This window comes from Candidimonas nitroreducens (assembly GCF_002209565.1).
GTDB lineage: Bacteria > Pseudomonadota > Gammaproteobacteria > Burkholderiales > Burkholderiaceae_B > Candidimonas > Candidimonas nitroreducens.
On record NZ_NJIH01000013.1, the window covers coordinates 107,735 to 119,705 of the forward strand.

Annotated in this window: 9 protein-coding genes; 4 read left to right on the plus strand and 5 right to left on the minus strand. The window is 67.2% G+C overall.

Annotated elements, in window-relative coordinates:
• Window positions 1-29: 29 nt before the first annotated feature.
• Window positions 30-3,542 (minus strand): acetate--CoA ligase family protein, encoded by a 3,513-nt coding sequence (locus CEY11_RS25830; RefSeq protein ID WP_332888381.1) that lies wholly within the window; start codon window positions 3,540-3,542, stop codon window positions 30-32.
• A 261-nt stretch (window positions 3,543-3,803) separates the two neighbouring features.
• Window positions 3,804-4,733 (minus strand): LysR family transcriptional regulator, encoded by a 930-nt coding sequence (locus CEY11_RS21155; protein WP_088605409.1) that lies wholly within the window; start codon window positions 4,731-4,733, stop codon window positions 3,804-3,806.
• A gap of 159 nt (window positions 4,734-4,892) precedes the next feature.
• On the opposite strand from CEY11_RS21155, the gene CEY11_RS21160 reads away from it, so the two are divergent.
• Complete coding sequence (locus tag CEY11_RS21160; protein WP_088605410.1) at window positions 4,893-5,876, plus strand: Bug family tripartite tricarboxylate transporter substrate binding protein; 984 nt, start codon at window positions 4,893-4,895, stop codon at window positions 5,874-5,876.
• A 13-nt stretch (window positions 5,877-5,889) separates the two neighbouring features.
• Here the strand turns inward: CEY11_RS21160 and CEY11_RS21165 are convergent, their stop codons facing one another.
• Both CEY11_RS21165 and CEY11_RS21170 read right to left on the minus strand, forming a co-directional pair.
• Window positions 5,890-6,093, minus strand: coding sequence for a hypothetical protein (locus tag CEY11_RS21165; protein WP_088605411.1), 204 nt, complete (start codon window positions 6,091-6,093; stop codon window positions 5,890-5,892).
• Between the two features lie 26 nt (window positions 6,094-6,119).
• The gene (locus CEY11_RS21170; protein ID WP_233155012.1) at window positions 6,120-7,346 is read right to left on the minus strand and encodes an MFS transporter; all 1,227 of its coding nucleotides are present in this window, start codon (window positions 7,344-7,346) and stop codon (window positions 6,120-6,122) included.
• A 247-nt stretch (window positions 7,347-7,593) separates the two neighbouring features.
• Between CEY11_RS21170 and CEY11_RS21175 the strand changes: the two genes are divergently transcribed.
• The 3 genes from CEY11_RS21175 to CEY11_RS21185 all read left to right on the plus strand — a co-directional run bounded on the left by CEY11_RS21175 (window position 7,594) and on the right by CEY11_RS21185 (window position 10,749).
• Window positions 7,594-8,658, plus strand: coding sequence for an aromatic ring-hydroxylating dioxygenase subunit alpha (locus tag CEY11_RS21175; RefSeq protein ID WP_143322986.1), 1,065 nt, complete (start codon window positions 7,594-7,596; stop codon window positions 8,656-8,658).
• Between the two features lie 109 nt (window positions 8,659-8,767).
• Entirely contained in the window at window positions 8,768-9,748 is a 981-nt protein-coding gene (locus CEY11_RS21180) for an amidohydrolase family protein (protein WP_088605413.1), read from the plus strand.
• A gap of 17 nt (window positions 9,749-9,765) precedes the next feature.
• The gene (locus tag CEY11_RS21185; RefSeq protein ID WP_088605414.1) at window positions 9,766-10,749 is read left to right on the plus strand and encodes a tripartite tricarboxylate transporter substrate binding protein; all 984 of its coding nucleotides are present in this window, start codon (window positions 9,766-9,768) and stop codon (window positions 10,747-10,749) included.
• Between the two features lie 57 nt (window positions 10,750-10,806).
• On the opposite strand, the gene CEY11_RS21190 is transcribed toward CEY11_RS21185, so the two are convergent.
• A complete protein-coding gene (locus tag CEY11_RS21190) occupies window positions 10,807-11,718 on the minus strand; it encodes a LysR substrate-binding domain-containing protein (protein ID WP_088605483.1) in 912 nt (303 codons plus the stop codon).
• Window positions 11,719-11,971 lie beyond the last annotated feature (253 nt).

Below are 11,971 nucleotides of genomic sequence, written 5' to 3' on the forward strand. Positions count from 1 at the left end.
CCTTCCTGTGGTTTGTGCCGGGTTCGCTGTCAGGCGCCGCTGCAGTCCCTGCACCTTACCGACGGGTAGTCGAACGTCCCTTCCAGGTGGGAGCGCCCGGGCTGGTACAGGCGCAGCACCAGATAGAACCCGTCTGCGGGCGGCGCGGGCAGCCAGTTCTTGCCTGGCCCCGGGTCGTCGGCCTGGATAGCGATGCTCAGGCCGCCGTCCGCGTCGCGCTGCAGGCCGCGGGTTCGATCGCCGATGGAGTGGCGGCCGATGGGGTTGTCCACCAGCAGGCAGTCGCGGCGGCCATATAGCGTAATGGACCAGAACGCGCCCACATCCGGCATGCCGCCGGGCGCGAAGCGCAGCACATAGCGCCGTGCCCCGCAAAGCGCCGCGCCTTCGTCGTCCACCTCGGCCATGATGTACATGGCCTCGTCTATGCCCAGCGTGCCTATCCAGTTGCGCGCCACGCGCGCCCGCGTCAGCAGGTCGTCGCCGAAGCTGTGGCGCACAGTAACGGCGGTCGTCCAGCCTCCGCCCAGTTCCGAAGCATGGGAGGTTTCGCGCAGCTCGGTGTAGACCGCGGCCAGGGCCTGCTGCAATTGCGCGGGCGAGGGCGGCCAGCCAGGCAGCGGAGCGCACGGCGGGTTGCGAGCCAGCATGGTTCGCAGCACATGCAGGTATTCGTCCGCCTGCGGCACGCCCGCGCCATGGCTGCCCAACAGCGTGTCGATGCGCGACAGCGCCGTCGAACCGTCCGGCCGCAGGATGGCGTAGCGATCCTGCAAGGCATGCACCCACTGCAGATCCTCGGGATCGGCATCCACCAGGATGCGGCCGATGACCCACACATCGTCGCCCGGTGCGCTGATGCAGTGCATGCCGGGCGGCGTTTCGCCCGTCCAGCCCGGGCCGTGCACGAACAGGCGCTGCGCGGCGCCGCCGGTGGTGCGCCGTCCGGCGTAGGCCCAGGGGTTGGTCCAGGCGTCGAGAAAGCCCAGCACCCAGTAGCGTTCGCCCATTTCCGGCACGTCGATGACCAGCGGGCCCGCCGACAGATCCAGCCAGGCATTGGTGAACAGCGTGTCGTTGTTGGGCGTGACGACTTCCTTGTCTTGCGGGCCGCGCAGGCGCCGGGTGTGTGTGAACTGGTTGACCCAGCGCATGCCCGATGTGGGGCTGTCGCCGGCAAAGCCTTGCACGGGATGCCGGCGTGGGGTATTGGCGGCGCGCATGCGTGCCATTTCGAACAGCGGCAGGGTCGCGATCACTGCCTGGCGGGCGGGCGAAGCCGCGGGCGAGGAGGAAGTCGTGGGCATGGGGGAAGTCGTGGGTGTGGAGGAAGTCGTGGGCATGGGGGAAGACGCGGGCATGGACGAAGTCTTGGGCGCAGGCGAGGGGGCAGGCGTGGGCGAGGATGCAGGTTCGGGCGACGATGCAGGCTGTGCCTTGCGGGTCAGCACCACGGCATCCAGCGCCATGGCTCCCTGGCCGCGGGGCAGCACGACCAAGGGGTTCAGCTCCGCCGACTCCAGCGTGTCGCCGGCGCTCAGCGCGAACCGCGACAGGCGCACGATGGCATCGGCCAGGGCCTCCTCGTCGGCGGGCGCGGCACCGCGGAAGCCGCGCAGCAGGGGCGCGGTCTTGATTTCGTCGATCATGGCGTGCGCCTGGCGCCGATCCACCGGGGCCAGGCGCAGCGCCACGTCGCCGGTCAACTCGGCCTGCACACCGCCGGATCCCAGCATTACGATCGCGCCCAGGGCTGGATCGCGGCGCACCCCGAGTATCAATTCCACGCCGCCGCGTATCATCGGCGCCACCAGCACGCCGTCGACCTGCGCGCCGGGGGCGGCGGACGCGGCGGCGGTCAAGATGCGCTCATAGCTGCGGCCGGCTTCGTCCGCGTCGGCCACGTTCAGGGCCACCCCGCCGACGTCGCTTTTGTGCGTGATGTCGGGCGACAGCACTTTCATCGCCACGGGAAAGCCGAGAGCGCGCGCATGCGCCATGGCCGTCTCGCGGCTGTCGGCGACACGAGACGGCACGGCGGGTATGCCGCAGCCGCGCAGCAGCGCCATGGCCTCGGCCTCGTTATAAGGGCCGGGCGGCAGCGCGGCCTGCGCCGTGGCGGGTACCGCTTCCGCCGCCGGACACTGTAGTTGGACGCGAAAGAAGTTCATGGCGGCCAGTACGCGGATGGCGCGTGCCGGGTCGGCGAAGCACAGGCAGCCCAGGGCTTCGAGCGCGTGCTGTTGCGTCGCGTCGGCCAGCATGCCGAACATCAGCAGGCGATCGGGGAATTCGCGCCGCAGGTCTCGCGCCAGTTGCCGCTGCATATCCTGCATGGCCGGCGTGCTGCCGAAGGCCGCAAGAAAGATCAGCAGGCTGCCGTGGCCGGCCTCGCCCAGCATGATGCGGGCCGCGGCTTCCAGCAGTTCCGGTTCGGCCGTCACTTGGCCGGTCAGGTCCACGGGGTTGCGCGTGCTGGCAAAAGGCACGCGCGCCCGGATCTTCGCCTGCGCGGCTGCGGGCAGCTCGGCCACATCCAGGCCGGCCGCGGCCGCGTCATCGGCCATCATGACGCCGACCCCGCCCGAGACGGTCAGCAGCCCGACCTGGGGCCGGGCCGGCAGGCCCGAAACCGCCACGCAATGGGCGATGTCGAAGAATTCCTCTATATTGCGCGCCCGCCAAGCGCCGTGCTGCCGGAACAGCGCGTCGTAGGCGGCGTCGTCGCCCGCCAGCGCTGCGGTGTGCGAGGCGGCCGTTGCGGCGCCCAGTGCGGTTCTGCCCACTTTCACCAGCACTACGGGCTTGCCCGCGCTGCGCGCCAGATCCAGCGCGCGCCGCAGCCTGGCGCCGTCGCGGCAGCCCTCCAGGTAGGCCATGATGATGCGCGTTGCCGGGTCGCGCGCCATCCAGGCGATGCAGGCGGCGACGTCGATGTCCGATTCATTGCCGGTCGTCACCCAGGCGGACAGGCCGACGTTGCGCTGCCGCGCCATGGCGTAGGCATAGGCTCCGAAGGCGCCGCTCTGGCTGACGATGCCGACCTTGCCCGGCCTGGTGAGCCCGGTCGACACCACGGGGGAGAAGGTTGCGTAGACCGAGCGGGCGATGTTCATGAAACCCAGGCAGTTCGGGCCCAGCACGCGGATGCCGGCAGCCGCCGCCGTGTCGGCGTAGCGGCGTTGCGCCTGCGCGCCTTGCTGGCCCATTTCAGCGAAACCGGCCGAGAACACGACGATGTTGCGCACGCCCGCGGCGATCGCATCGTGCAGTGCCTCCAGGGCGGCGGAGGCGGGGATCGCGAAGATGGCCAGATCGACAGGCCGGCCTATTGCCCGCAGCGATGTGTAGGCCGTCCGCCCTGCGATTTCCCCGCCGCGCGGGTTGACCGGGTAGATGTCGCCGTCATAGCCGTGCTTGAGCAGGTAGCGCAAGGGCGCCGCGCCGATCTTGCCGGCCGTGGCCGAGGCGCCGACGATGGCTATCGAGGCCGGCGAGAGGAATGAATCGAGATCGGGGAAGTCGGTGTCTGGCTGGGTCATGGGCTGCGTGGCGGGTTCGGCAGGAAGCTGTGCGATGCATTGCGCCTGCGGCATTCATGGTTCGTTTGGCGCCGGCGCCGGGCTAAGCGGCGTGTGCCGCGCGCAGGCCCGCGCTTGCCGTGCCGCGGCGGATGCCCGAGGCTGGAGCGCCTACGATACCTGGCCGCTTTTTATCAGACAAGACGAGAATTCCGAGGTATTTATAGGGTAATCTTATTTATTGCCGGAGCCGGAGCCGGAGCCAGCACCAGCCGCCGGCGCCTAGCGCGTGCCGCCCCGGCGCGTCGGCTCGTCGTCGTCCGGGCTTGTGGCGCTTTCCAGCGTGTAGTCGAGAAAGCTCTCCACCGCAGGCGAAAGGCACGAGCGATCGCGCGTGAAGATCGCGATGTGCCATGTGACGGTGGGCTGCAGCAGAGGGCGGAAGACCAGCCCGAAGCCTTCCACCAGTGAATGCGCCATCGACGGGCAGATCGCGTACCCGGGGCGCACACGCAGCATCGAAAGCGCCGTGTTGACGCGGTGTACCGGCATGATGTCCCTGGGGTGATGGCGCGGCGGCACATGGCTCAGCACATTGAGCGCCAGATTGGGCATGTAGTTGATCAGCTGCCGCTCGCGCAGATCCTTCCACTTCACCGCGGCGCCGGCCGCCAGCGGGTCGTCCGGGCGCAGCGCGGCCCACAGGGGGTCGATGCGGATCAGGTGCGCTTGCACCGCGTCGTCCGTCAGCACCCCGGCCGGCCCGAAGCCTATGTCCGCGCTGCCGCCGTGCAGGCCCGCCAGCACCCCCTCGATCGGCACATCGTCGAAACGTATGTCGACACCCGGGTGGCGCCGGCCGTAGCCTGCAATCAGTTCGGGCAGCAGAGTGCACGACAGCGTCTCGGGCGCGGCCACGCGCACCAGTCCGCGGCGCAGCTCCTTCAGGTTGGTGATGTTCTTCAGCGCTTCGTCGAGATCGGCGAGCACGCGCCGCACCATGGGCTCGAACGCGGTGCCGACCACCGACGCGCCGACGCTGCGCGTATTGCGATCCAGCAGGCGTACGCCCAGACGGCCCTCCAGTTCCTTGACCAGGCCGCTGAGCGCCGCCTGCGACAAATGCATGGCTTCGGCAGCTTCCGAAAAACTGCCGCGCTCGAGTACGGCCATGAATGCACGCAGCTGCCTGAGCGTAACTTCGGGTGCCATGAGGTGTCCTCTTGGTGTCGATGCCCGCTGGTGGCGGGCGGAAATCAATTTATAACTTAGCCTTCTAGATAATCAAGAAATTCAAGCTTGTGTGAATAGTTTGACACACTCTATCCTTGGTTCTGCATTTTTATTCTTATTCGAACTCAGGAGACATGCATGAAAATCAACCGAAGGACGCTGCTGGGTGCGACTGCCGCGGGTATCTGCGCCGGCGCGATGCCACGTGTCTTTGCCCAGGACGGCTGGCCCTCCCGCCCGGTGAAGATTGTTTCCCCGTACGGGGCCGGGGGCCCCAACGATCTGTCCGCGAGGCTGATCGGGGACTACCTGGCGCAACACCTGGGGCAGGCCTTCGTGGTCGAGAACAAGACCGGCGCGGGTACCCGCGTGGGCAATAATTTCGTGGCGCACGCGCCCGCCGACGGCTATACCATCCTGTACGCCGCCGCGCCTTATTCGACGCTGGAATCGCTGTACGGCAAGCTCAGCTACGATCCCAGGAAAGATCTGCAGCCCGTGGCCATGGCGATCACGGTGCCGCTGTTCCTGATCGTCAACGCCAAGTCTCCGGCGAAGACGGCGCAGGAACTCATCGCCTACGGTAAATCGCAGCCCCACGGCCTGACCTTCGGCTCGCCCGGCTACGGCTCGCTGCCGCACCTGGCGGCCGAGCTGGTGCTGCGCGAATCGGGCTCGAAAGGCATCGTGGTGCAGTATCGCGGCGACGTTGCGGCGTACACCGACCTGCTCGCGGGCGGGCGCATCGATGCGACGCTTACTGCCATCACGGCGGCCCTGCCGCACATACAGAGCGGCAGGCTGCGGGTGCTGGGCGTGGCCTCGGCCGAACGCAGTGCCATCTATCCGCAGGCGCACACTTTGCCCGAGCAGGGCTTTCCCAAGGTGGTCGCCGCGGGCTGGTACGGCTTCATGGCGCCGTCCGGCGTGCCCAAGGCCATCGTCGACCGCCTGGACACGCAGATCAACAATGCGCTGCACGACCCGCACATCTACCAGCGGCTGCTGTCGCAGGGCATGGAGCCACGCCCCGGCAATGCCGCCGTGTTCCGCAAATTCATCGATTCCGAAATGGCGAAATGGGGCCGCGTGATCCGCGCAGCCGGCATCAAGGGCCGCTGAGCCGCGTGCGGGTTCAGGGGTTGTCGTCTTCGGCGTCGGCCTCGTATTCCAGATCGGCAAACATTTCGCGCAGCGAGCGCGGCCGATCCGCTAGCGGCTTGAAGACTTCTATCTGGTGCTGTGCCGGGTCGCCGCCGATGTCCCCGTGCGAGGACAGATAGAAGGCAGTCATGCGGCGCTGATTGATTTGCCTGATGTACTGCATGATGTGCTTCATGGGTTCGGCTCCAGTAGTAGCGCCTTTCAGCGCGGCTGCGGCTGCGACTTGGATCGTGGCAGCCAGCGCCAGAACACGGCGGCGGCCATGAACCCCAGCAGTCCGGTGGCAAGCACGCCCAGCGCCAGCGAAGCCAGCGCCGTAATGGCCGACAGCACGGCGGGCGCGCCACTGGCGCCGATGTCGGCGATCATGCGCCAGACCCCCAGGAACTGGGTGCGGCCCTCGCGCGGCGAGGCGTCGGCGCCCAGCGTCATGACGATGCCCGAGCCTATGCCGTTGCCCAGGCCTATTGCCATCGACACGATCAGGAAGCTCCACATGCCCACCGTGGCGGGTATCAACATCATGGACAGGCCCATGATCAGCACCGAAGGCAACGCCACATAGAAGCGGCCGTGGCGATCCATGGCCTTGCCGGAAGGGTAGAAGGCCAGTACGTCGATGGCCGCCACCATGCCGTAGATGATCGAGGTGGCCGTGGGGCTGATGCCCAGGTGGTCGGCCCACAGCGGGATTACGATCTGGCGCGAGGCGCGCAGCGCACTGACCAATAATATGCCGAAGCCCAGGGTGCAGTAGACCTTCCAATGGGCGCGCAGGATGTGGACGATCTTGGGCGCGGCCGGTGCGCCCGCGGCTCCGGGCTTGTGGTCTTCCAGATCGGGGATCATATAGGCCAGCACGCCCGAGGCGAAGATCGCCACGATGCCTACCCAGTAGGCGCCGGGCAGCCCCGTGAAGTGCATGGTCGCCGCACCGATGAACGGGCCGGCGAATATGCCGATGCGCCGCGTTCCGCCCAGCGTCGACATGGCTCGCGCGCGCATGTGCGCCGGCACGGCCTCGATCAGGTAGGTCTGCCGCGCCAGCAGCAGCACCGAGGTGGCCATGCCCACCATGAAGACGCCCACCGCCAGCAGCCAGACCTGGCCCGGTATCAGGCACAGAATCAGCGCGACCACGCTCAGCGCGGCGGCCCAGACCATGGCCAGCCGTTCGCCATAGCGGGCGATGAACATCGCCGCGGGGATGTTGCTGACCAGCGAGCCGATGCCGATCAGGCCCACGATCAGCCCGGCCAGGGCAACCGAGGCGCCTTCGTTGCGGGCGCTGAGCGCGATGATGGGAAGAATTGCGCCTTCTCCTATGCTGAACAGCAAGGCCGGCCCGAAGGCCGCGACGGCGATTTTTTTCAAACTGAAGGCGGTGTCGTTCATCTGGGCGGGATCGGGCTTGCGCGATCCGGGCATGCGTAGAGGCCGAGCGCCATATAGAGGCAGGCGGTCGGCCGAAAGGGGGCTCCATTGTGATCCTTGTGGGGACGGCATGCAAATCGGGGCCGTGGCGATCGGATGGCCCCGCCGGCGGCTCCGGGCCGCCGCAAAGGGCTCCGAAGGTGATTTGATATTGTTATCGGCTGGCGCCAATTGCCATCTTCCTCGATACACCCACCCTGGTTAGGATGCGCAGATCTGTTCGGGTTTGGAGGTGGGCGATATGGCCTATTTGAGGAATTGCTGGTATGCGGCGGCGTGGTCGGAAGATTTGCAGCCGGGCAGCCTGCTCGCGCGCACGCTGCTCGACGAGCCTCTGGTGCTGTTCCGGGATCCGGCCGGCAGGGCGGTGGCGCTGGACGATATGTGTCCGCACCGCCTGGCGCCTTTGCGCCTGGGCAGGCTGCTGCCGGACGGCCGCCTGCAATGCGGCTATCACGGGCTGGAGTTCGATGCCACGGGCCAGTGTGTCAGGAACCCCCACGGCAGCGGCCGCATTTCGCGCAATTGCAGGGTGCGGGCCTATCCGCTGGTGGAGCGCCATACGCTGGCCTGGATCTGGATGGGCGACGAGCCCCCCGACGAGGATCTGATCCCCGAATTCGCTTACCTGGATCCGGGCTCGGGGCATGACGTGGGCCGGCGCGACACGATCCTGATGCGGGCCAATTATCGGTACGTCGTCGACAACCTGATGGATCTGAGCCATGCCTCGTTTCTGCACGACGGCCTGCTGGGCAACGCCGAAACCGTACCCGCCGAGATCAAGGTGCATCAGGACGGCCCCTACATCCACGTGCGGCGCGACATGTACAACGTCCAGCCGCCGCTGCTGCGCGACCTGCTGTTCAAGCGCGACGGCGCCGCGGTGAATATGTGGCAGTCGATACGCTGGAGCGCGCCGGCCGCAGTGCTCAATGACGTCGGAACCTATGCGCCCGGCACCGACCGCGAGGAATTCTCGGGCCAGCTGGGGTGCCATATTCTTACCCCCGAAACGGCGGATACCACCCATTACTTCACCGCGGCGGCGCGCCAGGGGCCTCTGGGCGCGGTGCCCGACGAGGGCGAGGAGGCCTTGAAGGCCCGCATCGCCGAGCTGCGGCGCCATGCATTCAAGGATCAGGACGATCCCATGCTTACCGCCCAGCAGGAAAACATACGCCGGCATCCGGGGGTTTCCCCGGTGCTGCTCGAGATCGACATCGGGCCGGTGCGCTGCCAGCGCGCGCTCGATGCGCTGATCGCGGCCGAGCAGCAGCGCGCGGCCGAAGACGCGGCGCCATGAGCGCGCCGCCGGCCGGGGTTGATGCCGCGCCGCGGCGGAAAGGCCCGGGTTAGCGCGCATTTGGCCCCGCACATTCGATTCACCACATCATTTCAGGCGTAGATACAGCATGAACCTCACCAGCCCCACACCTCCCAGGCGGCCCGCTCGCCTGATCGCACTCGAAGAGCATTTCCTGCATGCCGGCGTGGCCGCTACGTATGACGAGGTCGACCGCGCGCTGCTGTCGCCCTCGCGCGTGCCCGGCCTGGACGAGCTGGGCGATGCGCGCATCCAGTCCATGGACGAGGCCGGCATCACCATGCAGGTGCTGTCGCACACCAAGCCGGGCGTGCAGGACATGACCGATGGGCGCCTGGCCGTGTCGCTGGCCTGCGCCGCCAATGATTACCTGGCCGAGGCCGTGGCCCTGCATCCCGACCGCTTTGCCGGCTTCGCCACCCTGGCCACGCCCGAACCGGCCGAGGCGGCGCGCGAACTGGAGCGTTCGGTGCGCCAGCTCGGCTTCAAGGGGGCGATGATAAACGGCCATACGCGCGGCGCCTATCTCGACCAGCAGCGCTTCTGGCCGATCTTCGAGGCGGCCGAGGCGCTGGACGTGCCCATCTACTTGCACCCGGCCAACCCGCATCCCGCGGTCTACGAGGCCTATTACAAAGACTATCCGTCGCTGGGCTATGCGCCCTGGGGCTATGCCGTGGAAACCGGCACGCACGTGCTGCGGCTGATCCTGAGCGGGGTGTTCGACCGCTATCCGCGGCTCAGGATGATCATCGGCCACATGGGCGAGCTGCTGCCCTTCGCGCTGTGGCGCGCCGACGGCCGGCTCACGCCCAAGTATCCGCAACTGAAGAAATCGGTGCGCGAATACTTCCTCGACCATTTCAGCGTGACCACGGCGGGGGTGTTTTCCACGCCCGAACTCATGTGTACGGCCAGCATCGTCGGCTTCGACAACATGCTGTTCTCCGTCGACTACCCCTTCGAGTCGAATGTCGCGGCCTCCAGCTGGTTCGAGTCCCTGCCGATTGCCGACACCGACCGCGCCAAGCTGGCCCATTTGAACGCCGAGCGCATCCTGAAACTGTGAACCCCCAAGGAACATCCATGAAGATCCTGACCTCCCTGGCATTTGCCGCAGCCTTGTCGGCGGCGGCCGTCCCCGGCGCCGCCGGCGCGCGCGACGCCGCGGCATTCCCGAGCAGGCCCGTGACGCTGGTGGTGCCGTTCACGCCCAGCAGCGGCAGCGACATCATTGCGCGCATCATCGCTCCCAAGCTCGAGGCGCGCTGGGGCCAGCCGGTAATCGTCGTCAACAAGCCCGGCGCCAGCGGCGACATCGGCGCGCGCCAGGTGGCCGTCGCCGCGCCCGACGGCTACACGCTGCTGATGGCCATCAATTCCTTCACGATGACGCCGTCCCTGCACCGCAATCTGCCCTTCGATCCGGTGCGCGGCTTCGCGCCCGTGGCCAAGCTGGCCACCGCGGGCTATACCTTTGCCATCAACCCCAAGGTGCCGGCGCACGACATGAAATCGCTGATCGCCTATGTGAAGACGCAGGACGGACACGTCAACTACGCCACGCCCGGCACCGGCACGCCGCAGCACCTGGCCATGGAACTGTTCAAGTCGCACTTGGGCCTGCACATTGCGCACGTGCCCTATAAAGGTATTGCCGGGGCGCTGACCGGCTTGGTGGGCGGCGAGGTGCAGATGATGTTCACCACCGTACACACCATGCTGCCTTTCCTGAAGGACAAGCGGGTGCGCCTGCTGGCCGTCAGCGGCGCACAGCGCGATCCGCTGATTCCCGACGTGCCCACGTTCCGCGAGCAGGGCATCGATTTCATGGACGGGGTGGACGCCTGGTACGGCGTGATGGCGCCCGCCGGCACGCCGCCGGCGATCGTCGAGGGCCTGAACCGGGATTTCGTCGCGGTCATGAATGCCAGCCAGGTCAAGGCCCAGCTGGCCGAACTGGGGCTGTCGGTGCACACCAGTTCCGCCGCCGAGTTCTCCAGCCTCATCAAGCACGACCTGGCGCGTTGGAAAAAGGTGGTCGATACCGCCGGGATCCAAGCCCAGTAAGCCTATGCGCGGTGCGTGCGCGGCAGGCCCGGCATGCACCCGCCATGCATACACCATTCAGTGCGGCGGAGCCTGCGGATGCACCCGGCCGCCGGCGCGCCTGATCAGGGTGCAGAAATAATCGGCGGCCGGCGTCAGGGGCATGCCGGCGCGCTGCACCAGGCAGATAGGCGGGGCGGGCAGGGACTCGCGCACGTATATCGGTTCCAGCACGTCCTTCCACAACGGGATTTGCACCCATTGCACCGGCATCATCATCAGCAGGTCGGAGTAGGCCATCGACACCAGGAAGGTCAGCGAGGACTGCGCGCGCATCACCAGCCGCGGCGCGGGCAGGCCATGCTTGGCGAACAGCGGCCCCAGTTCTTCTTCGGCCTTGTGCGTGATGGAGGTGGTGATCCATTCGGCATCGACCAGCTCGCGCAGCGAACGGGCGCGCGCCAGCGGATGGCCTTTGCGGCCCAGGATGATGCGGGTGTTGTCGAACAGTTTTTCACTGTGCAGCTCGACCGGCACCTGGGCGGGCAGGGGGCCGATGTAGCAGTCGATGGTGCCGTCCTTCAGCGATGCCTCGACGTGCGGAAACACGGCGTCGATGATGCGCAGGGCCACGCCGGGAAAGCGGGCGCGGAAGGGTCGCAAGGCCTCGGGCAGCAGCGCCAGGTGCGGCACGCTCGACAGGCAGATGGTGACGGTGCCATGCGCCTGGCCGCGCAGTTGGCCGATTTCTTCCTTGGCCAGCTGCAGCTCGTTGCAGGCCGCGTTGGCGCGGCGCAGGAACGTCTGGCCCATCGGCGTCAGTTGCACACCTTTGTGGCTGCGCTCGAACAAGGGCACGCCCAGCTCTTTTTCCAGTTCGTGGATGCTGCGGGTAATGGCCGGCTGGGGGATGTCCAGATGGCGCGCGGCGGCGCGCAGGCTGCCGCGCTCGGCCACCGCGATGAAATTTCTGACGGCGTTGAATTTCATGTGCGTTTGCCGGCCCGGCGGCATGGGCCGGGCCCGTCTCCTCGTCCGGGTTGTCGCCTTGCGTGGCCACCGCTGCCGAAGCTTCGCGGCATCGGCATTTCATTAGCGATTCATTTTTGGTATCAGATGAGCCATATTGTACTCTTACTGAATCTCCTGGGGCTCCGTAGAATGCCTCGCAAGTCCGGGTTGCGGCGCACCGTGCGCCGCCTTGCGGGCGCCGGTATTTTTCGATGTAGATACATTGTAGCTG